At 71.2% G+C, this 22,086-nt stretch carries 17 protein-coding genes; 10 read left to right on the top strand and 7 right to left on the bottom strand.

What is annotated here, in order from left to right; translation table 11 throughout:
- Positions 1-9: 9 nt before the first annotated feature.
- The 4 genes from EV371_RS22030 to EV371_RS22045 all read right to left on the bottom strand — a co-directional run bounded on the left by EV371_RS22030 (position 10) and on the right by EV371_RS22045 (position 5,316).
- Entirely contained in the window at positions 10-2,082 is a 2,073-nt protein-coding gene (locus EV371_RS22030) for a glycoside hydrolase family 2 TIM barrel-domain containing protein (protein WP_207230573.1), read from the bottom strand.
- Positions 2,079-2,999 carry an ABC transporter permease subunit gene (locus EV371_RS22035; protein ID WP_130463732.1) on the bottom strand — a complete coding sequence of 307 codons (921 nt, stop codon included), beginning with the start codon at positions 2,997-2,999 and terminating at the stop codon, positions 2,079-2,081. Before EV371_RS22035 ends, EV371_RS22030 begins: the two co-directional genes overlap by 4 nt.
- Positions 2,996-3,892 carry an ABC transporter permease subunit gene (locus EV371_RS22040; RefSeq protein ID WP_130463733.1) on the bottom strand — a complete coding sequence of 299 codons (897 nt, stop codon included), beginning with the start codon at positions 3,890-3,892 and terminating at the stop codon, positions 2,996-2,998. Before EV371_RS22040 ends, EV371_RS22035 begins: the two co-directional genes overlap by 4 nt.
- An 86-nt stretch (positions 3,893-3,978) precedes the next feature.
- The gene (locus EV371_RS22045; RefSeq protein ID WP_130463734.1) at positions 3,979-5,316 is read right to left on the bottom strand and encodes an extracellular solute-binding protein; all 1,338 of its coding nucleotides are present in this window, start codon (positions 5,314-5,316) and stop codon (positions 3,979-3,981) included.
- 232 nt (positions 5,317-5,548) lie between these two features.
- On the opposite strand from EV371_RS22045, the gene EV371_RS22050 reads away from it, so the two are divergent.
- From EV371_RS22050 to EV371_RS33525, 4 genes are all read left to right on the top strand, one after another.
- Positions 5,549-6,295, top strand: coding sequence for an FCD domain-containing protein (locus EV371_RS22050; protein WP_130463735.1), 747 nt, complete (start codon positions 5,549-5,551; stop codon positions 6,293-6,295).
- Between the two features lie 36 nt (positions 6,296-6,331).
- The gene (locus tag EV371_RS22055) at positions 6,332-9,304 is read left to right on the top strand and encodes a discoidin domain-containing protein (RefSeq protein ID WP_130463736.1); all 2,973 of its coding nucleotides are present in this window, start codon (positions 6,332-6,334) and stop codon (positions 9,302-9,304) included.
- Positions 9,305-9,449: 145 nt separating this feature from the next.
- Positions 9,450-10,001, top strand: a complete 552-nt coding sequence (locus EV371_RS22060; RefSeq protein ID WP_130463737.1) for a DUF1707 domain-containing protein — start codon at positions 9,450-9,452, stop codon at positions 9,999-10,001.
- 109 nt (positions 10,002-10,110) lie between these two features.
- Entirely contained in the window at positions 10,111-10,284 is a 174-nt protein-coding gene (locus EV371_RS33525) for a hypothetical protein (protein WP_165436806.1), read from the top strand.
- 31 nt (positions 10,285-10,315) lie between these two features.
- Here the strand turns inward: EV371_RS33525 and EV371_RS22065 are convergent, their stop codons facing one another.
- The gene (locus tag EV371_RS22065) at positions 10,316-11,251 is read right to left on the bottom strand and encodes a LysR substrate-binding domain-containing protein (protein WP_130463738.1); all 936 of its coding nucleotides are present in this window, start codon (positions 11,249-11,251) and stop codon (positions 10,316-10,318) included.
- Between the two features lie 29 nt (positions 11,252-11,280).
- Between EV371_RS22065 and EV371_RS22070 the strand changes: the two genes are divergently transcribed.
- The 5 genes from EV371_RS22070 (at position 11,281) to EV371_RS22090 (ending at position 17,372) form a co-directional block, all read left to right on the top strand.
- Positions 11,281-12,012: a succinate dehydrogenase cytochrome b subunit gene (locus EV371_RS22070; RefSeq protein WP_130463739.1), complete on the top strand. Its 732-nt coding sequence runs from the start codon at positions 11,281-11,283 to the stop codon at positions 12,010-12,012.
- Positions 12,013-12,053: 41 nt separating this feature from the next.
- Positions 12,054-13,991, top strand: coding sequence for a fumarate reductase/succinate dehydrogenase flavoprotein subunit (locus tag EV371_RS22075; RefSeq protein ID WP_130466118.1), 1,938 nt, complete (start codon positions 12,054-12,056; stop codon positions 13,989-13,991).
- Positions 13,988-14,749: a succinate dehydrogenase/fumarate reductase iron-sulfur subunit gene (locus tag EV371_RS22080; RefSeq protein ID WP_130463740.1), complete on the top strand. Its 762-nt coding sequence runs from the start codon at positions 13,988-13,990 to the stop codon at positions 14,747-14,749. The genes EV371_RS22075 and EV371_RS22080 overlap by 4 nt, the downstream gene beginning before the upstream one ends.
- A gap of 329 nt (positions 14,750-15,078) precedes the next feature.
- A complete protein-coding gene (locus tag EV371_RS22085) occupies positions 15,079-16,095 on the top strand; it encodes a serine hydrolase (RefSeq protein WP_349339045.1) in 1,017 nt (338 codons plus the stop codon).
- Between the two features lie 128 nt (positions 16,096-16,223).
- On the top strand, positions 16,224-17,372 hold the full coding sequence (locus tag EV371_RS22090) for an MBL fold metallo-hydrolase (RefSeq protein ID WP_130463742.1): 1,149 nt from the start codon (positions 16,224-16,226) through the stop codon (positions 17,370-17,372).
- A 52-nt stretch (positions 17,373-17,424) separates the two neighbouring features.
- Here EV371_RS22090 and EV371_RS22095 read toward each other — a convergent pair whose 3' ends face one another.
- Positions 17,425-18,909, bottom strand: a complete 1,485-nt coding sequence (locus EV371_RS22095) for an APC family permease (RefSeq protein WP_130463743.1) — start codon at positions 18,907-18,909, stop codon at positions 17,425-17,427.
- A 221-nt stretch (positions 18,910-19,130) separates the two neighbouring features.
- Here EV371_RS22095 and EV371_RS22100 point away from each other — a divergent pair, with 221 nt between their 5' ends.
- Positions 19,131-19,790 carry a GPP34 family phosphoprotein gene (locus EV371_RS22100; RefSeq protein ID WP_165436807.1) on the top strand — a complete coding sequence of 220 codons (660 nt, stop codon included), beginning with the start codon at positions 19,131-19,133 and terminating at the stop codon, positions 19,788-19,790.
- Between the two features lie 175 nt (positions 19,791-19,965).
- On the opposite strand, the gene EV371_RS22105 is transcribed toward EV371_RS22100, so the two are convergent.
- Positions 19,966-21,951, bottom strand: a complete 1,986-nt coding sequence (locus tag EV371_RS22105; protein ID WP_130463745.1) for a primary-amine oxidase — start codon at positions 21,949-21,951, stop codon at positions 19,966-19,968.
- Positions 21,952-22,086 lie beyond the last annotated feature (135 nt).

The following is a 22,086-nucleotide window of genomic DNA, read 5'->3' on the forward strand; positions in this document are numbered from 1 at the left end:
GAACGGGGCTCAGCGCGGTGAACGTGCGTCCTTGAACGCGTCGTACACCAGCCGGCGCGTGCGGGAGTCGAAGCCGACCATTCCCATCACGGAGATGCCGTTGTACTCCTGGTTGTAGCCGCACCGTTGCTTGTAGTCCTTGAGCACCCAGTACGTGTACCCGGCGACGTAGTCGGCGCGGGCCGACACCTGTGCCCAGTGCGCGCGGAAGCTGGCCTCCTGCCACTCCTCGGTGCCCTGCTCGTCGACGGGGCCGTGGTGGCCGAGGAACGACCAGGTGCCGTTCTCGGTGATCAGGATCGGCTTGTCCGGGTGCCGGGTGTGCACGTCGTCGATGGCCGGGCCGAGATCGGAGTCCTGGCCGTAGAAGTAGCCGAAGTACTCGTTGAAGCCGATGACGTCCGCGATGTCGAACGCCGGATCGAATGTCGTGCTCGACGCCCAGGTGACCGGACGGTCCTGCAGGTCCACCGCCTTGACGGCGTCCTTCATGTCCTGGAGCCAGGCCCGGTAGACGGCGCCGCCGTCTGCGTCGATCTCCGACTCGTTCTGCAGGCACCAGAGGATCACCGAGGGGCTGTTGTGCTGGTTCCAGGCCATCACCGTCGCGAGCGCCCGGGACAGCCCGTAGCTGGTGGTCTGCACCCGCTCCTGGTCGGTGTTGATCCACATGTTGTCGATGTCGTCCATCACGAAGACGCCGTGCCGGTCGGCCCACCGGTAGACGTACGGGTGCCGGTTGTAGACCGTGTTGCGGAGCATGTTCGCGCCGGCGTCGCGGGCGAGGCCGAGCTCGTGGTCGTACTCCCTGCGGGTCATCGACCGACCACTCGCGGCCGTCTCCTCGTGCCAGTTCATCGCCTTGAGGAACACCGGCGCACCGTTGACCCGCAGCGTCGACCCCGTGGTGTCCACCGAGCGCAGACCGTACTCCGTCCGCAGCTGGTCGAGCCGCCGGCCGTCGCCACCCCGCGGCCCGGTCGCCCGCAGTTGGGCCGTCGCGGTCAACAGGTTCGGATCGGCCGGGCTCCAGGCCGGCGCGTCCGGCACCGCGATCTGGACCCGGGCCACCGCGACGCGGCCGGCGGGGACCGTCACCGGCACCGCTGACTCGCCGGCCCGCAGGCCCCGGCCGGGCGACACGACGACGTGGCCGGTGAACGCTCGACCGCTGCGGTTCTCCACCACGACCCGGGCCTCGAACCGGCCGTCCCGGGCCGACACGAGCACCTTCGGGATGCTCACCTCGGGCACGGCCTCCAGCCACACCGAGCGGGTGATGCCGGCGTACGGCCAGTAGTCGACCGGCTTCCACGGCACCGCGAGCGGGTCGGTGACCGGGCCGGTCCCGGCCCGGTAGTCGGTGTACGAGGCACGGCGGTGCACCCGTACCACGATGACCGCCCGCTGCCCGGGCTTGACCACCTCGCCGACCGGCAGGGCGAACGGTGTGTGGCCGCCCTCGTGCGCGCCGACGAACCTACCGTTCACCCAGACGTCGGCCCGGTAGTTCACCGCCAGGAAGTTGAGCCGCACCCGCTGCCCCCGCCAGCTGCCCGGGATCGTCACCGTGCTGCGGTACCAGGCGTAGCCGTCCTGGAACGCGGTTCCCTCGCCGAAGTGTGTGCCGTCGTAGCCGCCGAAGTCCGGGGTGTCGTGCAGGTCCCACGACGAGGGGACCCCGATCGCGTCCCAACCCGCGGGGTCGACGTCGGGCCGCTCCCAGCCGGCCCGGAGTCCCTCGTCCTCGGGGTCGAACCGGAAGCGCCACCGTCCGTCCAGGACACGGTAGCCCCGGGTCGGCTCGCGCCGGTCCCAGCCGTCGAAGGCCGGAACGACATGGCCGTACTGGAACACCACGCCGGTCCCGTCGATCCGCTCGATCCGGGTGCCGGCGGGTTCCCGGTCACCGTGCGGCGGCAGCGAGGGGGTGGGCGCGGCACTGCTGACGGCGGCGGCAGCGGCGGCGGTGCCGGGCAACCCGGCGGTCACGGCGGTGAGCGAGGCGGCCGTCAACACGGTACGGCGGCTGGCCCGCAACGGTGGGTTCATCAGGTTCTCCAGGTGGTTTCGAACGGTCATGCCTTGACGCTTCCCTCGGTCAGCCCGCCCCGCCAGAACCGCTGGAGCACGACGATGGCGACCATCAGCGGCAGCACCGACAGGAGTGCACCCCCGACGGTCAGTTGGTGCAGGTCGGGCTGCCGTCCGGCGAAGGACTGCCAGGAGGTGAGGCCGAGGGTGATGGGATACAGGCTCGGGTCGGAGAGCATCACCAGCGGTAGGAAGTAGTTGTTCCAGATGCCGACGAACTGGAACAGGAAGACCGTCACCAGCGCCGGGGTCATGAGGCGCAGCGCGAGGGTCGCGAAGATGCGTCGCTCGCTGGCCCCGTCGATGCGCGCCGACTCCAGCAGGGAGTCGGGGACGGCGGTCGCGGCGTAGATCCGGCAGAGGTAGACGCCGAACGGGCTGACCACCGACGGCAGGAGCACGGCCCAGTAGGTGTTCGCGAGACCGACCTTGCTGACCATCAGGTAGAGCGGGAGGGCGAGCGCGGTACCCGGGATCAGCACACCGGCGAGGATGACGTTGAACAGCGCCTCCCGGCCCCGGAAGCGGTACTTCGCCAGTGCGTAGCCCGCCATGGCGGCGATGAGGGTCGCGACCACGCTGCCCACCCCGGCGTAGAGGACGCTGTTGACGACCCAACGCAGGTAGATCCCGTCGTCATAGGTCAGCACGTTGCGGAGGTTGTCGAGCAGCCGCGGCTCGGAGAACCACAGTCCGAAGGAGCCGAAGAGCTGATCCGTGGACTTCGTCGAGGCGACGACGAGCCAGTAGACCGGCAGCAGGAAGTACGTCGCGAAGACCGTGAGCAGGCCGACGACGACGATCCGCCAGCGCAGCGCCGGCCCGCGACGGTGCCGGCGCGCCGCACCGGCCGGGTCCGGCGAGCCGGCGGGTCGCTGCACGTGCGGTTCGACAAGGGTGGTCACCGGTCGTCCCCCTTGCGTCCGACAAGGCGGAGGAAGCCGAACGACAGCACGCACGCGGCCACCGCCAGGATGACCGCCTGCGCCGAGGCGAGGCTGTAGTTGTTGTTGGCGAACGCCTGGGTGTACGCGGCCAGGTTCGGCGTGTAGGACGTGTTGATCGCGGTGGAGACCGGGCGCAGCACCAGCGGCTCGGCGAACAGCTGGAGGGTGCCGATGATGGTGAAGACGGTGGTGAGCACGATCGCCGGCCGGACGAGGGGCAGCTTCACGTAGCGGATCACCTGCCAGGCGTTGGCGCCGTCGATCTGGGCCGCCTCGTACAGCTCGCTGTTGATCGCCTTGAGCTGTGCGACGATGACCAGCATGTTGTAGCCAGCGAACTCCCAGGTCACGATGTTGGCGATGGCCCAGAGCACGCTGCCGGAGTCGAGCAGGTTCACGGTCAGGCCGGCGGAGTCGAGCAGGTCGACGATCGGGCTGACGCCGGGGACGTAGAGAAATCCCCAGAGGATCGAGGCGATGACGCCCGGCACCCCGTACGGCAGGAAGTAGGCCGTGCGGAAGAAGCGCACGCCGCGGGCGGCGGCCGCGTCGAGCAGCAGCGCCAACGCGGTGGCCAGGGCGATCATCACCGGCACCTGTACCGCGGCGAACAGCAGCACCCGGGCGATGCTGTCCAGGAACGTGCTGTCGGTGAGCGCGGCACGGTAGTTCGAGAGGCCGGCGAAGACCGTGTGGGATCCGCCGAGCCCGAGCGGCCCGCTCCGTTCCACCCTCAGCAGGCTCTGGTAGATCGCGTAGCCGATCGGCAGGACGAAGAAGGCGGCGAACAGCAGGACGAAGGGGGCCAGGAACCCGGCCGCGGCGGTCCGGTCTGATCGGCGTGTGCGCATGCGGTTTCCCCCGGGTGGTGATTGGACACGTCGGGTGCGGCCGGTGCCGGCGCCCGCCCGGAGTGGGACGGGCGCCGGCCCTCCGGTCAGCCGGCCTTGACCTTGAGGCCCTTCGCCTTCAGGTCGGCCACGGTCTTGGCCTGCGCCGCCTCGACGGCGTCGACGAAGGTGCCCTGGCCGGCGATCGCCTTCTGGAAGCCGTCGTTGAGGTGCTCGTAGGTCGCCGCGGTGGTGGGGGTCCAGGACCAGTCCTGGTCGATGGCCTTGTCCGCCTCGGCGAAGACGTCGTTGATCTTCTGCCCGCCGAAGAAGTCGTACGGCTTGTCCAGCGCCGAGCCGGACAGCGCGTCCTTCGCCGCCGGCCAGCCGTAGCCGCCCTGGATGAGCAGGTCGATGCTTGCCGGGTCGGTGTTCAACCAGACGGCGAAGTCCTTCGCCTCCTTGGGGTACTTCGCTCCCTTGAGAACCGCGGTCGACGAGCCGCCCCAGTTGGCGGAGGCGAACTCCGCGCCGTCCCACTGCGGCATCGGCGCGACCCGCCACTTCCCGGCGGTCTGCGGCGCGTTGCCGGCGAGGATGGCGTCACCCCACTGGGCACTCACCCAGCCGACGATGGCGCCCTCCTGTAGGTCCTTGTACCAGCCGTTCTGGAAGTCGGGATCGGTCTTGACCAGCTTGTCCCGGACCATGGCGTCCCAGTACTCGGCGACCTTGCGGGTCTCCGGACTGTTGATGTTGACGATCCAGGTGTCGCCCTCGACGCCGAACCACTTGGCGCCGGCCTGCCAGGCCAGCGAGGTGAACCAGGCGGAGTTGCCCGGCGGGAACGTCGAGATGTACGCCTTGGGGTCCTTCGCGCGGATGGTCTGGGCCGCCTGCCGGAACTCGTTCCAGGTCTTCGGCGGCTGGATTCCCCACCGGCTGAACAGGTCCTGCCGGTAGAAGAACCCCATCGGGCCGGAGGCCTGCGGGATGGCGTAGACACCGCCGTTGAAGACGGTCTGCTGCCACTGCCATTCGACGAACTTGCCGGCATCGTCCTTGGCGCCGTACTTCGTCAGGTCAACCAGGCCATCCTCCAGGAGGAAGCCGGGGATCTCCTGGTACTCCACCTGGGCCAGGTCCGGCGCACCGGTGCCGGCCTCCAGCGCGGAGTACATCTTCGCGTAGCCGCCCGAGCTGCCCGCCGGGATCTTCTCCAGCTTGACCTGGACCTCGGGGTTCTTGGAGTTCCACAGGTCGACGGCCTTGTCCACCCCGGGCACCCAGGACCAGAAGGTCATGGTGATCTTCTCGCCCGGCTTGCGGGCTCCCTCACCGGCGGTGTCCGCCGAGTCCGACCCGCAGCCGGCGACGACCATGGCGAGCACCAGCCCGAACAGCAGCGCGATCCGGCCCCGGCAGAGAGCGCGGGTTCGCCTCATCCTGTCTCCTCACTCGCGGTCCACCACCGGTGGCGGTGGACGTTGCGGGCTCGGCACGCCGCTGAGCCGGACGGCTCGGTGCTGCCGGACGCCCTGGACTGCTTGGCACGAGCCTCATGTATCGACATACTCATGTCAAGATCTAGTCATAAAAAATGCTTTCATCTATCGTGGACGCGGCCGGGCCGACTGCCGGGCCGAGGTCGCAGGTCCGGGTAGGAACGGGGCGGGAATGATCGGAAGAAGGACCACCGGCGCGTACCAGGGCCGCGGCCTGCACGGCGAGGTGGTGGAGCGACTCGGCCGGCGCATCCTCACCGGAGATCTGGCCGAAGGCGAGACACTGGACGTGCCGGGCATCGAAGTCGAGCTGGACGTGAGCCGTACGGTGCTGCGCGAGGCGCTCCGCGTGCTCAAGGCCAAGGGGCTCGTCGACGCCCGCCCCAAACGCGGCACGTTCATACAGCCTCGCAGCCAGTGGCGGCTGCTCGACCCGGACGTGGTGCGCTGGCGGTTCGAGGGCCTGCCGGACAGCCAGTTCCTCGACGACCTCGCGGAGGTGCGCGGCATCCTCGAACCGGCCAGTGCCCGGCTGGCCGCGTTGCGCCGTACCGACGCCGACATCGCCGCGATGGAGCGGGCACTGGAGCTGATGGCGGCGGCGGCGCGCGGCGACGGCGACGCGGTCGAGGCCGATCTCGCGTTCCACCGCGCCCTGCTCGCCGCCACCCACAACGAGTTGCTGGTCAGCATGGAGGTGGTGCTGGAGACCGGGCTGGCCGCCCGGGACCGGATGGTGCACGGCGCCGTACAGGACGACGACCCCACCCCCGCCCACGCCGCGGTGCTGGCGGCGATCCGCGCCCGCGACGCCGAGGGTGCGGGCAGCGCCGCCACCGCGCTGCTCGCCAAGAGCCTGCTCGACATCGAGCGGGCCCGGGCCGCCGGCCCCGTTGCACCATCCCGAGAGCCACAGTGAGCCGCCGAACGGAACCGATCCGATAGGGAGACACTGGTGAACCTGATTCGGTCCAGGTCAGGAAACAACGACGGATACCGGCTGCTGGCCGGCGCGCTCTCGCTCACTCTGGGGGTGCTTCCGGCGGTAGCGCCGGCGCCGGCCGAAGCGGCGGCCGACATTGCCACGCACACCATCAGGATCGACGGCGCGGACACCGGCCGGACGTTCGACGGTGTCGGCGGGGTCAGTGCCGGCGGGTCGTCCCGGCTGCTGCTCGACTACCCCGTGCGGGAGCGGGACGAGATCCTCGACTATCTCTTCCGGCCGAACTACGGTGCCGCCCTCGACATCCTCAAGGTCGAAATCGGCGGCGACGTCGACGCCACGGTGGGCGCGGAACCCAGCCACATGCGGACCCCCGACCAGGTCGACTGTGCCCGCGGCTACGAGTGGTGGCTGATGTCCGAGGCGCGCGAACGCAACGCCGACATCAGGTTCTACGGCCTGCCGTGGGGAGCACCGGGCTGGTTCGACGGCGGCTACTGGTCCGGGGACCGGGTGGAGTACCTCGTGACATGGCTCCAGTGCGCCCGGCAGAACGGCTTCCACATCGACTACCTCGGCGCGGCCAACGAGAGCGGCTTCAACCGCGACGTGTACGTCGAGCTCGGAAGGGCACTCGACGCCGCCGGCTTCGGCGACGTACAGATCGTCGCGACGGACAACCACAGCCCGCCCGACTACTGGTTCGCGGCACCGCAGATCGCCGCCGACGCCGAACTCGACGAGGCGATCGACATCCTCGGTGAGCATGACGTGTGCGTGTGGCGGACCCAGCAGCAGAGGTGCTACGCGAGCGAGTCCGCGCTGGCCGCGGGAAAGCCCCTGTGGGACAGCGAGAACAGCACCCAGGACTACGACGTGGGTGCGCAGCCACTGGCCCGGGCCATGAACCGGCACTACATCGACGCGCGGATCACCGGAAACCTCAACTGGGCACTGGTCTCGGCCTGGTACGACAACTTCCCGATCGGCGGTACCGGCCTGATGCTGGCGGAGCGGCCGTGGTCGGGGTCCTACGAGGTCGGGCCGAGCATCTGGGTCGACGCGCACACCGCGCAGTTCACCGAACCGGGCTGGCGGTACCTCGACGACGCCGCCGGCTACAGCGGCGCGGGCGCGAGCCACGTGGCCCTGCGGGCGTCGGGCGGCGACGACTACACCGCGGTGATCGAGACGCTCGACTCCTCCGGCCCGGAGAGGCTGCGGTTCGAGGTGTCGGGCGGGCTGGCCAGCACGGCGGTGTCCGTCTGGGTCACCGACCTGACCACCGCGTCCACCGCCGACGACTTCATCCGGCAGGGCAGCGTCGAACCGGTCGACGGGTCGTACGACCTCGTCGTCGAGCCGGGCCGTCTCTACACGGTCTCGACGACCACCGGTCAGGCCAAGGGGTCGGCCGCGGCGGATGCGGACCCGGGAAGCCAGCTCGCCGTGCCGTACGCCGAAGACTTCGAAGGTGTCCGGCGGGGTGGCGCGGGCGACGCCGACGTGGCGCGGCGCGGGCTCGGCCTCGCGCGGTACTTCGCCGACGTCCACGGCGCCTTCGAAGCCGTTCCGTGTGTCGGTGGCCGGGACGGCACCTGCTACGAACAGCAGGTCACCCACCCACCACTCAGCTGGCACAACACGAACATGCCACCGACGACCATGGTCGGTGACCCACGCTGGTGGGGCGACTACGAGGTCAGCGTCGACGCCCTGCTCGACCAGGCCGGGCACGTCGAGCTGCTCGGCCGGGTCGACAGCCAGCAGCACAATGCCGCCGGCTACCACCTCCGGGTCGCCGACAGCGGCGACTGGTCGCTGTTCACCCAGGACGTGCGGAGCCGGGACCGGACGCTGGCGACCGGTCAGGTACCCGCGCTCGGGACCGGCCGGTGGCACCGGCTCGGCCTGCGGTTCAAGGGCGAGCGTGTCACCGCGCTCCTCGACGGACGCGTCCTGGCCACGGTCCAGGACGCCGACCACACCACCGGACAGGTGGGACTGCGGGTGGGCGGCTGGCAGCGCGCGCAGTTCGACAACCTGCGGGTGGTGCCGACCGGACCACGACCGGCGTTCTACCCGCACTCGGCGATGACCGCGACGGCGACCAGCGAACACACGGCGAACGACTTCGGACACCACTACCCCGCCCGGCACGCGATCGACGACCACCTGTGGTCGACCTGGCGGTCGAGCTTCGCGCCGATCGAGCCGCTGCCGCAGGCGCTCACGCTCGATCTCGGGCGGGTCACCACCGTCGCCGGCCTCGCGTACACCCCGGCGGTCACCGCGACGGCCGGCGGGATCACCCACTACACCGTCTCGACCAGCAAGGACGGGCGGAAGTTCACCGATGCGGTGCACGGGTACTGGGCGGACACCCTGGCCACGAAGACGGCACCGCTGCCGACCCCGGTTCGCGCCAGGTACGTACGACTGGCGGCGGTCGATGTGAACGGCTGCCCGGCGGCGGCGATGGCAGCTGAGGTCAACGTGTCGAGGACGCGGTTGCCGCGGCTGGGCGCGGGAGAGCCGCCGACCGATCCTGGGCCGAGCTTCCCGCACCTCGTACCGCAGTCAGCGATGACCGCGACGGCGACCAGCCAACAACCGGGATACGAGGCGGGGAGGGCGATCGACGGAAACTGCGGGACGATGTGGCACGAGTCGTGGAGCCCCTACACCCCGCCGCCGCAGTCGGTCACGCTCGACCTCGGCGCGGACTACGACACCCTCGCCCTGGTGTACCAGCCGCGGCAGGACGGCAACGCCAACGGCATCGTCACCGAGTACGAGATCGCGCTGAGCACCGACGGCTCCGCCTTCACCACCGTCGCCGAGGGCACCTGGGCGGGTGACGACACCACGAAGGTCGCCGGGTGGGAAGCGACCCGGACGCGGTACGTCAGGTTGACCGCGCAGGCCGGCGTCAGCGGCCACGTGTCGGCCGCAGAGATCAACATCGCGCACACCGGTTGACACCTCCCATCCCGGGCGACCCGGGTCACGGGGGCCGATCAGACATCCGGAGCAGGCTGCCCCGGATATCCCACGGCCGGGCTTCTGTGCCCCAGGCCGTAGTGTTGGTGGGGTGAATGGTGACGTGGTCCCGTCGAGGCGGGAGGTGCGGATATCAGACGCCGAGCGTGAGGCCGTCGTCGCCCGGTTGAGCGCCGCTGTCGCGGAGGGCCGGCTGACCCTGCCCGAGTTCGAGGAGCGCGTCGACGGCGTGCTGCGCGCCCGTACCGACGGCGAGGTGCAGCCCTTCGTCGCCGACCTGCCGGCCGCGGCCCCGGCCGTCGCCCCCGACGAGGTCGTCGAGCTGAGCAGCCACGCCGGGGAGATCAAACGTTCCGGCCGGTGGGCCGTACCCCGCCGGCTGGTGGTGCGCAGCATGGCCGGCACGGTCAAGCTCGACCTGCGGCACGCCGTGATCAGCCACCGGGTGGTCGAGATCAAGCTCGCCACCCAGGCCGGCTCGACGAGCATCGTGCTGCCCCCGGGCGCGACCGCCAACATCGACGGGGTCAACACGAGCGCCGGCACGGCGACGACCAAGGTGCCGTCCACGCCCGAACCCGGTTCGACCGCCCCGCACATCGTCGTCACCGGCAGCACCGCCGCCGGTAGTCTGGTCGTGCGCTACGAGCGCCGCTTCTGGCGCTGGAGCTGGTAGCGCGGCCTACGGCGGCTCTGTGACGCTGCACGGATGCGGGACCGGGAGCGGCGGATCGCCGAGGCGAGACAGAGACGGTTTCCGACTTCGAGGCGTACGTGGCGGTGGCGTGGCCCCGGCTGCTGCGCTCGGCGTGGTTGCTGACGGTGACTGGCACCGCGCCGAGGATCTGCACTGGGCGGCCGCCGGCGTCAACTACGTGTTGACGGTCGTACCGGCGGAGGGTGAGAGCGTGTCGTTGCCGATGTTCCGCGAGGTGCTGGGCCGCATCGGCGTCAGCTGACCGGACCGCCGGGTTCGGAGCCCGTCGTCGCTCAGTACGGCGTGACCCCCGCCGGCAGCGTCGAGTTCTCGGCTGCCGTACCGATGTGTTGCAGGAGGATCCGCCGGAAGGCCCGCGCCGCGTGCGTGGGTTCCGGCTCCCGGCGCCGGGCCAACGCGATCGTCCGGTGCATTCCGGGTGGGGCCAGCGGGGTGACCCACAGCCTCGGCCGGCGGGCGACCACGATGCCCGGGACCAGGGCCACGCCGAGTCCGGCCTCCACGAAGCTGAGCACCGCGTCCATCTCGCCGCCGTCGACCGCGAGTCTCGGCTCGAAACCCGCCTCCCGGCAGGCCCGAAGGGTGGCGTCCCGTAGGTCGTAGCCCTGCCGGAACATCACCAGTGGCTGGTGGCGCAGGTCGGTGAGGTGCATGGTGCCGGCCGAGTCGATCATCGGCAGCGGATTGAGCGAGGCGACCACCAGGTTGTCCCGGAGGATCGGCTCGGCGATCAGCGCCGGGTCGGCACCGGTCGCCGGCAGGATGATCAGCGCCAGGTCCAACTCGCCCCGGAGCAGGTCGCGGACGAGATCCTGCGACCCGCTCTCCTCCACCCGCAGGTCGACGCCGGGATGGGCGTCCCGGAACCGGCGCAGCACCGCCGGGGCGAGCGAGGTGGCCAGGCTGGGGGTGGCGCCGAGGCGTACCCGGCCACGGCGGACCCCGACGAGTTCCTGGACCTCGCGGCGGGCGGTGTCGACGTCGGCCAGGATTCGCTTGGCGAGCGGCAGCAGCACCTCTCCGGCGGCGGTCAGGGCGACGTTGCCGGGTAGCCGTTCGAAGAGGGGTGCGCCGAGATCCGACTCCAGGGCGTGAATCTGCTTACTCAAGGACGGCTGGGTGATACCGACGTTATCGGCGGCATGAGTGAAATGCCGGGTTTCCGCCACCGCCACGAAGTACCTCAACTGGTGGAGCTGCACGCCGATAGCCTACAGCTATCGACACTGCGGCTTTGATGCATTGGACGACTAGTCAGAGGTCTCCTAGCGTTTCTGTGGTGACAGCTGTATCGACCCGTTCGCCGATCCGGTCCAGCATCGGCCTCAAGGCCGTGATGGCGGTGACGGGCATCCTGCTGGTGCTCTTCCTCATCGCGCACATGCTCGGCAACCTCAAGATCTTCGTTGGTGCGGAGTCGTTCGACCACTACGCGCACTGGCTGCGTACCATCGGCGCCCCCGTGCTGCCGGACACCTGGTACCTGTGGATCCAACGCGCCGTGCTCGGCCTCGCCCTGGTCGCGCACATCTGGTCGGCCACCGTGCTGGCCCGGCGGGCCCGGGCGGCCCGACCCGTCCGGTACGCGCACCGCCCCAGGGTGCAGGGCAGCTACGCGGCCCGGACGATGCGCTGGGGCGGAGTGATCATCGCGCTCTTCGTCGTCTACCACCTGCTGGACCTGACCACCGGTGACCTGAACCCGGTCGGCGACCCGCGCCGGCCGTACGCGAACGTGGCCGCCGACTTCGCGCCGGAACGCTGGTACGTCACCCTCCTCTACACCGTCGCGATCGTCACCCTCGGCTTCCACCTGCGGCACGGGATGTTCAGCGCGTTCCGGAGCCTCGGTCAGCAGACCCCCCGGGGCGAGGCCCGGGCCCGGGCGATCTCGCTCGGTTTCGCCGTCGCGCTCTGCGCCGGTTACCTGGTCGTCCCCTTCGCGGTGATCGCGGGATTGGTGCGTTGACGATGGACTCCGCCAAGTTGACTATGGACTCCACCAACGGGCTGGACCTGTTCACCATCGGCGAGCCGATCGCCGACACCAAGGCTCCGGACGGGCCGATCGAGACCCGCTGGCAGCGCCGCCGGTTCGCCGCCAAGCTGGTCAACCCGGCCAACCGGCGCAAGCTCACCGTGATCGTCGTCGGCACCGGGCTGGCCGGCGGCTCGGCCGCCGCGACGCTGGGCGAGCAGGGCTACCAGGTGAGGTCCTACTGTTACCAGGACAGCCCGCGCCGGGCGCACTCGATCGCCGCCCAGGGCGGGATCAACGCCGCCAAGAACTACCGCAACGACGGCGACTCGATCCAGCGGCTCTTCTACGACACCGTCAAGGGCGGCGACTTCCGCTCCCGCGAGTCGAACGTACGCCGGCTCGCCGAGGTCTCGGTGGAGATCATCGACCAGGCGGTGGCCCAGGGCGTACCGTTCGCCCGGGAGTACGGCGGCCTGCTCGACACCCGCTCGTTCGGCGGCGCCCAGGTGCAGCGCACCTTCTATGCCCGGGGCCAGACGGGCCAGCAACTGCTGCTCGGGGCGTACCAGGCGCTGGAGCGGCAGATCGGGCTCGGTCGGGTCGAGATGCACAGCCGGCACGAGATGCTGGAACTGATCGTGGTCGACGGCCGGGCCCGGGGCATCGTGGTTCGAGACCTGGTCACCGGCGAGATCACCTGCGACTTCGCCGACGCCGTGGTACTCGCCTCCGGCGGCTACGGCAACGTCTTCTACCTCTCCACCAACGCCAAGGGCTGCAACGTCACCGCCACCTGGCGGGCGCACCGCAAGGGCGCGCTCTTCGCCAACCCCTGCTACACGCAGATCCACCCCACCTGTATCCCGGTCTCCGGCGACCACCAGTCGAAGCTGACCCTGATGAGCGAGTCGCTGCGCAACGACGGACGGGTCTGGGTGCCGAAGGCGGCCGGCGACGACCGGCCGCCCCGGCAGATCCCGGAGGACGAGCGGGACTACTTCCTGGAGCGGATGTACCCGTCCTTCGGCAACCTCGTCCCCCGGGACATCGCCTCCCGGGCGGCCAAGAACGTCTGCGACTCCGGTCGGGGCGTCGGGCAGACCGGACTCGGCGTCTATCTCGACTTCGCCGACGCGATCGACCGGCTCGGCCGGTCCGCCATCGCCGACCGGTACGGCAACCTCTTCGAGATGTACCAGCGGATCACCGGCGAGGACCCGTACGAGGTGCCGATGCGGATCTATCCGGCCGTGCACTACACGATGGGCGGGCTCTGGGTCGACTACGACCTCCAGTCGACCATTCCGGGCCTCTTCGTGATCGGCGAGGCGAACTTCTCCGACCACGGCGCCAACCGGCTCGGCGCCTCCGCGCTGATGCAGGGCCTGGCCGATGGCTACTTCGTGCTGCCCAGCACCATCGCCGACTACCTCGCGGCCGGGCCGTTCGCGCCGCTGACCGACGACCACCCCGAGGTGGTGGCGGCCCGGGACGACGTCACCGACCGGCTGGGCCGGCTGCTCGCCTGCCGGGGCGACCGGACCGTCGACTCGTTCCACCGGGAGCTGGGCCAGATCATGTGGGACCACTGCGGGATGGAGCGCAGCGACGCCGGGCTGCGCAAGGCGCTCGCCGAGATCCGGAGCCTGCGCGAGCAGTTCTGGCAGCGGGTGCGGGTGCCCGGCGACGGCGAAGGGCTCAACCAGGCGCTGGAGAGGGCCGGCCGGGTCGCCGACTTCTTCGAGCTGGCCGAGCTGATGTGCATCGACGCGCTGCACCGTACCGAGTCGGCGGGCGGGCACTTCCGAGCCGAGAGCCAGACCCCGGAGGGCGAGGCGCAACGCGACGACGACAACTTCGCCTACGTGGCCGCCTGGGAGTTCACCGGTGGCGACCGCCCGCCGGTGCTGCACAGGGAAGACCTGCGTTTCGAGTACGTCCATCCCACCCAACGGAGTTACAAGTGAACCTGACCCTGCGGATCTGGCGGCAGAAGGGACCGGACGACAAGGGTCGGATGGTCAGCTACCAGGTTCCGGACGTCTCCCCCGACATGTCGTTCCTGGAGATGCTTGACGTACTCAACGAGCGGCTGACCCTCGACGGCGAGGACCCGGTCGCCTTCGACCACGACTGCCGGGAGGGCATCTGCGGCGCCTGCGGCATGGTGATCAACGGGGTGGCACACGGACCGGAGCGGGCGACCACCGCCTGCCAGCTCCACATGCGACACTTCTCCGACGGCCAGACCATCGACATCGAGCCATGGCGGGCCAGGGCATTCCCGGTACTCAAGGACCTCATGGTGGACCGGAGCGCGTTCGACCGGATCATCGCGTCCGGCGGATACATCACCGCGCCGACCGGTGCCGCCCCGGAGGCACACGCCCAGCTGGTCCGCAAGTCCGACGCGGACGCCGCCTTCGAGTCGGCCGCCTGCATCGGCTGCGGCGCCTGCGTCGCGGCCTGCCCGAACGGCTCGGCGATGCTCTTCACCGCCGCCAAGGTGAGCCATCTGAGCCTGCTGCCGCAGGGCCAGCCGGAACGCGCCACCCGGGTCGTCGGCATGGTCGACGCACACGACGAGGCCGGCTTCGGCGGCTGCACCAACATCGGGGAGTGCACGGCCGTCTGTCCGAAGGGGATTCCGCTGACCAGCATCGGCCGGCTCAACCGCGACTACCTGAAGGCCACCCGGGAACGGGACGGCGCACCCGGTACCTGACCCGCCGGACGGCACCCTGGCACCCCGGCGCGGACGGCACCCTTCCAGGCCCGGCTGGGCACGGACGGCACCCCCTTCCACGCCCGGCTGCGCACGGACGGCACCCCCTTCCACGCCCGGCTGCGCACGGACGGCACCCCCCTTCCACGCCCGGCTGCGCACGGACGGCACCCCCCTTCCACGCCCGGCTCGACGGGCACCGCGGGCCGGGCCGGATTCGCCTATTGTTACCGGGCGGCAGACCGCAAATCCGGCAACCGCCCTCGCTCGGGCATCTGGCCGGGCGGCCAGCCGGCGACAACAGCAGCCCTCCGATGGGAGACCACGTAGTGAGCAGGGTAAATCGCAGGACCGCACTGGGCATCGGCACCGCCGCCACCGCCGGCGTCGTGCTCGGCACGGCCACTCCGGCTATGGCCGCCCCGAACAGCGGCCGGGGAATCGAAAGCCCCGACCGGGCCCGGGCCGATCAGGTCGCCGCGATCTACCGGCGGGAGAAGACCCGGGCCGGCGGCAACTGGTACGCGTACCTGAGCGTGGCCAGCGGGACCGGCCCGACCCCGCTGCCGGCGGTACGGGAGAACCCGGACACCGTCGTCGAGGCGTACAGCGTCAACAAGATCGCGGTGGCCACGGCGGTGCTGGACAAGGTCGACCGGGGACTACTCACCCTGGACCAGCGGGTCGAGGTCACCTCGGCGATCGTGGTGGCCGGTGGCGACGGCATCTTCAGCCTGGACGGCGCCTACCCCAGCTCGGTCACCCTGGGACACGTCCTCGCCGCACTGCTGACGGTCTCCGACGACACCGCCGTCCGGCTCTGCGGCCTGGTCTGCCCGGCCGCCGAGCTCAACCAGATCCTGGTCGCCAAGGGCTTCCCGAAGACCCAGGTGGAGCCGGTCGCCAACCCGAACCGGTTCTTCCTCGGCACCAGCACCGCCCGGGAGACCCACGACCTGCTCCAGGCGCTGGTCCGGGGCACGCTGCTCTCCGCCACCTCGACCAGCTTCCTGCTCAACCAGCTCCGCGCGCCGATCGCGTTCACCGACGGCATCCGCCGGAACATGTCCTCGGCCGACCGGGCCCGGATCGCCACCAAGGCGGGCTGGTTCGGCAACGCCCGACACGAGGCAGGGCTGATCTTCGACCCGGCCGGCGCGCCGGTGCTGACCTACGTGCTCTTCGCCGACGGGCAGGCCGACCCGGACAACTTCGGCTCGACGCACCCGGCGGTGCAGGCCCGGGCGGCGATGGGCCCGGCCTTCGTCACCGCGGTCGACGGGCTGAACAACCTCTCCGTGCCGGCCCGCCGGCCCAGGACGTACCGACCGACCAACGGCGGCTGACGCCCGCGCGCCCGCCGGGGTCCGGCCCGGCGGGAGAGGGGTAACCGCCGACCGGCGCCGCCGGACTCCGTCCGGAGCAGGTGCCGGCCGGCGTACCCTCGCTCGTGGAGACGAAGGGGCGGCGGCAGATGCGGGGACCGGCAGGACGCAGCGACGTCGCGGACCGCCGTCGCCGGCTCCTCCGGTGGTCGCTCGCGGTGGCCGCGCTCGGCGTGGCCGCCTGGGCGGTCCGCGACGTGCCCGCCGCGCTCGGCCGGGCCCCGTGCGGCGCCCGGGAGGAGCGGGTACGCCGCTCCCCGCACTTCCGGGCCGGCGCGTTCCGCAACCCGGTCAGCACTCGGGTCGCGCTGCCCGGCACCGGAGCCGCGGTCCTGCGGGAACTGCTCCTCGGCAACCAGCCCCGGCGCCCGACCGGCCGGGTACCGGTGCTGGTGCCGGAGACCGTCGAGCCGGACTCGGCCCCGCCGGGCGAACTCAGCGTGCTCTGGTACGGCCACGCCTCGGCGCTGATCGAGATCGAGGGACGGCGGGTGCTGCTCGACCCGGTCTGGAGCGACCGATGTTCGCCGTCGGCCCGGATCGGCCCGCGCCGGCTGCACCCGGTGCCGGTGCCGCTGGACCGGCTTCCCCGGCTGGACGCCGTACTCGTCTCGCACGACCACTACGACCACCTGGACATGCCCACCGTACGCGCCCTGCGGGACGCCCAGTCCGCGCCGTTCCTGGTGCCGCTCGGCGTCGGCGCCCACCTGGAGCGCTGGGGTGTGCCGGAGGAACGGATCGTGGAGCTGGACTGGGGCGAGCGGACCTCGGTCGCCGGGCTGGACGTGATCGCCACCCCGGCCCGGCACTTCTCCGGACGCGGGCTCAGCCGGAACCGTACCCTCTGGGGTTCGTGGGTGGTCGCCGGCCCGCGCCGGCGGGTCTTCTGCTCCGGCGACTCCGGCTATTTCGACGGCTACGCCGAGATCGGCGTCGAACATGGTCCGTTCGACCTCGCCCTCATCCAGATCGGCGCCTATGCCACCGCCTGGCCGAACATCCACATGTTTCCGGAGGAGGCGGTCGCCGCGCACCTGGACCTGCGCGGCGGGCTCTTCGTCCCGCTGCACTGGGGCACCTTCAACCTCGCCCCGCACGCCTGGTCCGAACCGGTCGACCGGCTGTGGCGCGAGGCCGAGGCCCGAGGCGTACGCCTGGCGGTGCCACGCCCCGGTGAGCGGGTGGTGGTGGACCACCCGCCCCCGGTGGACGGCTGGTGGCGGCCGCTCGGCTGACCCGTCCACGGACCTCGGCCGGTCCGTCGACGGCTTCGCGCAGGGGCGCCGGTCAGCGGGTCAGGGTGAGTTCCGGATCCTCGACGGGCGGCGGATCGACCACGCCCCGGCCGACGGCCTCGTACACGGCCGGCCGGTTGCGCCGGAGCAGCAACCCCCAGCCGAGCCCGACCAGCGCGGCGACCAGGGTGACCCCGGGCAGCAGCCAGGCCAGGTAATCCGGGTTGCCCGGCGCGAGCAGCGCGTCGAAGTTCACCAGCAGCACCAGCAGGACGGCGAGGAGCAGCACGGTCGCCGAGGCCGGGGCCACCAGCCGCTGCCAGACGCCCACCTCCGCCTCCGGACGGCGCCGGAAGAAGCCCACCACCGAGGCGGAGGTGAGGGTCATCAGCAGCACCACCCCGACCGCCGAGACACCGCTGAGCCAGGTGAAGAGATCGACCACCGGATCCCGGTCGGCGAGCACGAAGACCAGCACCACGCCGAGGGCGAGCACGGTCTGGGTCAGCGAGCCGGCCACCGGCGCCCCGGTGCGGATCCCGGTCTGGCTGAGGAAGGACGGCAGGACCCGCTCCCGGCCCAGCGCGAAGAGATAGCGGGCGACCCCGTTGTGGAACGAGAGGAGCGCGGCCAGCACCGACGTGATGAAGAGCAGGTTGGCCACGTCCGCCACCGTGCTGCCGGCGTGCTCGGCCAGGGTGCCGAAGACCACCCCCGGGCCGGCTTCGACCGAGGCTGCCTGCGCGTTCTCCGGACCGGTGACCACGGTCAGCGCCCAGGCGGAGAGCGCGTAGAAGGCGCCGGTGAAGGCCACCGCGACGTAGGTGGCCCGGGCCACGGTGCGGCGCGGGTCCCGGACCTCCTCGCTGTAGATCGCCCCGGACTCGAAGCCGGTGAAGCTCGCGATCCCCAACGCGAACACCGCGCCGAGCCCCGCCGCGAAGAGGTTGCCGGGGTCGAGCCCGGCCAGGCTGACGCTGCCGCCGGCCGGGTTGCCGAGCGAGACGGCGTCGAAGATGACAACCGCGAGGCATTCCAGCAGGAGCAGCACCGCCAGCACGGTCGCGTTGAGGTCGACCTGGAGTACCCCGAGCACTCCGACCACGGCCAGCCCGACCAGTGCCCAGACCCACCACTGCTGCTCGATGCCGAACTTGGTCGTCATGAAGTCGTCGAGGATGGCGCCGAAGAGCCCGTACAGTCCGATCTGGATGGCGTTGTAGGAGGCGAGTGCGATGAACGAGCCGGAAACGCCGCCCGCCCGCCCCAGCCCGTTCGCGATGTACGAGTAGAACGCGCCGGCGTTGCTGACGAATCGGCTCATCGCGGCGTATCCGACCGCGAACACGCCCAGGATGGCGGCGAGCAGCAGATAGGACAGCGCGGCGCCGACGTTGCCGCTGACGGCGTACATCGTCGTGATGCCACCGCCGAGCACGGTCAGTGGGGCCGATGCCGCGACGGTGAAGAAGACGAGATGCACGGTGCCCAGGCGTCCCCGGCGCAGGCCGGTCTCCAGGGGAGAACTCGATGACATGTGTCGGTCTCTCTGGTGTGGGGTGGCGAGAAGAGGGGCTCTCGAACGACACCGGAGAGGGTATGGGCGATCACGCCCCGCGACAAGGGATCGAAGGACCACAGTATCCAGACACGCAGGGCCAGGGTGGGTTGAACGGACAGTGCGCATGCCGTACCGTCCAGCATCGACACTGCGCAGTGACCGACCCGGCACGGCAGCCGGCCGGCCGAGGAAGACCGATGACCAATTACCCGGACCCACCCAGCGAGCGGCTGGCCGACGAGTTGTTCCTCATCGCACACGATGACTACAGCGGCAAGCCCCTCGCCGCGGCGGTCCTGGTGGACGCCGCCCTCTCCGGCGCGCTCCTCGCCGAACTGCTCTTCGACGGGCGGATCACCCTGATCCGGTCCGCCGTCTACGTCGCCGACGACCGGGCCTGGCGGGAGCCGGTGACCGATCGGGTGCTGGCCGAGATGGTACGTCGGGGTGACGGCCACCAGGCACGCTCCTGGCTGGAGTTCCTCTCCCCCCGGGTCCGGGACCACGTCGGTGACCGGCTGGTCAGCGCGGGCGCGGTCCGCCGGATCACCGCCCGGGGGTTGAACCTTCGCACGGCGGTCCGGTTTCCCGGGCTGGACCCGAACCGGGTCGCCCGGCCCCGGGTCCGGCTCAACGCCATCCTGGAGCGCTCCGACCAGCCACTGGACGCCCGCACCGCGACGCTGGCCGGACTGGTCCGGGCCGGCGGGCTGCTCCGGGCGCTGATCCCGACCAACCGGTCGGTGCTGGCCGACCGGATCGCCGCCGGCCGACGGCTGCTCCCGGCGGAACTCGGCGACCTGCTCAACGCGGTCGACGCGGCCGTCGCCGCCACCGCGCTCGCCGTGCGCCGCTGACGCCCCGCCGCGTCACCGAGCACCGCGACGCCCGCCGCCTCGCCGAGCACCGCGACGCCGCCGCCGCAGCGTTGACGTCCGCCGCAGTCGCCGAGCACCGCCGACGCCCGCCGCGCAGCGTTGACGTCCGCCGCGCAGCGACGCTCGGCGTGGCGGCGTCGGACCCGCCCGGCGCTCAGCCGTCGTGGCAGGTGGCGGCTGCCCCGTCGCCCGGCGCGGCACAGTGTGCCGCCGTGCTCGCCGGCACGTCGAGGGTGGGGTTGCGGTCGAAGAAGCCGTCCGGCCGCAGCGTGAAGCCGCACCGGTCCACCGGCATCACCGGCCACTCCTCCGGGCGGGGAAAGTGGGTGGTGCCGAAGGTGTGCCACAACACGATGTCCTCGCCGTCGATCGGCCGGTCGGCCGCGACGTACTCCGGCAGCCCGGCCCGACCCGGATGCTGGTTGACCAGATCACCGGCCGGGTAACGCTGCGCCGGGTCGTACCGGGTGATCCAGAGCGAGCGGGTGGCGAAGGTGGCCCGACGGGCCACCGAGGACTCGGGGGCGGCCAACAGCACCGACTGGCCCTCGGGACGGAGCTGGTAGCCGACCGGCCGGCCGAGCCGACCCAGCCGTTCCGGGTTGGAGATCCGCCAGGTCCGGCCGACCGAGGCGTCGGCGTCCCGGACGCCGGCGGACTCCGTCGACAGCCGGGTCGCCACCCGGGTGAAGGCGTTGCCGTACGGGTTCTCCGGGCCGACCGGCAGCGCCCGTACGTCGAGTTCGTCGACTGCGTTGCGGGTCCCGTCGACCGTCACGTCGAGCCGGGCGCTGAACAGGTGCTGGTGGTACGGCGCACCGAGCCCCGGCGCCACCTCGGTCGCGTACCGGCTGCCCTGCCGGTAGGCGGAGGTGAAGAGCACACCGGTCGCCTTCACCTCCAGCCCGATCGTGCCGTCGAGATAGAGGTACCAGTAGAAGCCGTAATCGTAGTTGCCGACGGTGACGAAGGAGGAGATGACCAGGCGGCGCTGCCGGCGCGTCTCGGCGGACTCGGTGAACAGGTCGGAGTGCTTCCACAGCACCCCGTGGTCCTCCTCGTGCAGGCAGATCGCGTTGCGCACCTCGCGCGGCTCGCCGGCCCCGTCGGCGAGTACGGCGTCGAAGTAGTAGATCTCGCCGAGACAGTCGCAGCCCAGCACGAGCGAGTTCACCTGCGTGCCGAGCAGGTACTCCCCGGCGTCGAAGTAGTTCTGCCAGAACCGTACCGGGCCTGGGTCGGCGTACGGGACCACCATCTCGGCGATCGAGGCCCGGTAGAGCACCGGACGCTCCCGGCCACCGTCGGTGAAGCCGAGCTGGTGCAGCACCAGCCCCTCCCGAGGGTCGAAGCCGACCCGGAAACTCCAGTTCTCCCAGCGCACCACGTCACCGTCGACCGAGAAGCTCGGCCCCTCCGGCTGGGTGATCTCGATCGGCTTCAGGCTGGTCCGGGCCGGCCCGACGTACGCCGGGTCGTCGAAGTTGCCCTCCTCGGCCGGTACCGGCAGCAGCTCGTGGTCGATCAGCTCGACCACCCGGCGCTCGATCAGGTCGACGTACGCCACCACCCCGTCGATCGGGTGCGCCCAGCAGTGGTCCTCCGGCCGGTTGGCCAGGAAGGAGAGCACCCGCAGCAGCCGCCGGCCCCGCTCCCCCGGCAGGTCGAAGTCGCCGGCCGAGAGCGGGCAGGGCCGGACCAGGTCCAGCTCGGTGATGCCCCGACGCTCCATCGCCGCCCGCCAGCCGGGGTCGGCCTTGACGATCTCGTCGACCGCGACGAACTCCTCCAACATGATCGGCGGTTGGCCGTCCCGGGCCGCGTCGTGCTCGCGTACCGAGTCGACGACGCCGGTGGTGACCGATGCCAGCACGGTCCGGGCGGCGCCGGTGGCGACGTCGAGCAGTACCGCCCGGACCCGGCGGTCCACCGGGTCGCCCGGCCGGTACGCCAGCACCACGTCCTTGGCCGGCTCCTCCAGGGCCAGCAGGGCGAACCGGGTGGTCGGGCCGAGCAGTCCGGCCCGGTCCAGCAGGGCCCGGGCGGCCCGGATCTCCTCGGCGGTGAGCCGGGCCAGCGGATGCCCGTCGGTGACGCCCATCCCGGAGCCGGCGGACTGGTCGTCGGCGAGAAGAGTCATATCGTCCCTCGTAGATTCGCGAACCGTTCCGAGCCGACCTAACCCGAATCACTCTCAGTTGTCCATAGCCGACGGCGCGTAAAGTTGTGCCGCCCGTACACCGCCGCGGCCCGCGCATCGCCGCCGCCTGCGACG

It is taken from the genome of Plantactinospora sp. CNZ321 (genome assembly GCF_004217235.1).

What these genes read in the sequence shown, in the direction of transcription:
- EV371_RS22030 (WP_207230573.1), bottom strand. Translation starts at nt 2,082, where the DNA reads ATGACCGTTCGAAACCACCTGGAGAACCTGATGAACCCACCGTTGCGG.
- EV371_RS22070 (WP_130463739.1), top strand. Translation starts at nt 11,281, where the DNA reads ATGCATTGGACGACTAGTCAGAGGTCTCCTAGCGTTTCTGTGGTGACA.
- EV371_RS22100 (WP_165436807.1), top strand. Translation starts at nt 19,131, where the DNA reads ATGACCAATTACCCGGACCCACCCAGCGAGCGGCTGGCCGACGAGTTG.
- EV371_RS22105 (WP_130463745.1), bottom strand. Translation starts at nt 21,951, where the DNA reads ATGACTCTTCTCGCCGACGACCAGTCCGCCGGCTCCGGGATGGGCGTC.
- EV371_RS22040 (WP_130463733.1), bottom strand. Translation starts at nt 3,892, where the DNA reads ATGCGCACACGCCGATCAGACCGGACCGCCGCGGCCGGGTTCCTGGCC.
- EV371_RS22095 (WP_130463743.1), bottom strand. Translation starts at nt 18,909, where the DNA reads ATGTCATCGAGTTCTCCCCTGGAGACCGGCCTGCGCCGGGGACGCCTG.
- EV371_RS22050 (WP_130463735.1), top strand. Translation starts at nt 5,549, where the DNA reads ATGATCGGAAGAAGGACCACCGGCGCGTACCAGGGCCGCGGCCTGCAC.
- EV371_RS22090 (WP_130463742.1), top strand. Translation starts at nt 16,224, where the DNA reads ATGCGGGGACCGGCAGGACGCAGCGACGTCGCGGACCGCCGTCGCCGG.
- EV371_RS22045 (WP_130463734.1), bottom strand. Translation starts at nt 5,316, where the DNA reads ATGAGGCGAACCCGCGCTCTCTGCCGGGGCCGGATCGCGCTGCTGTTC.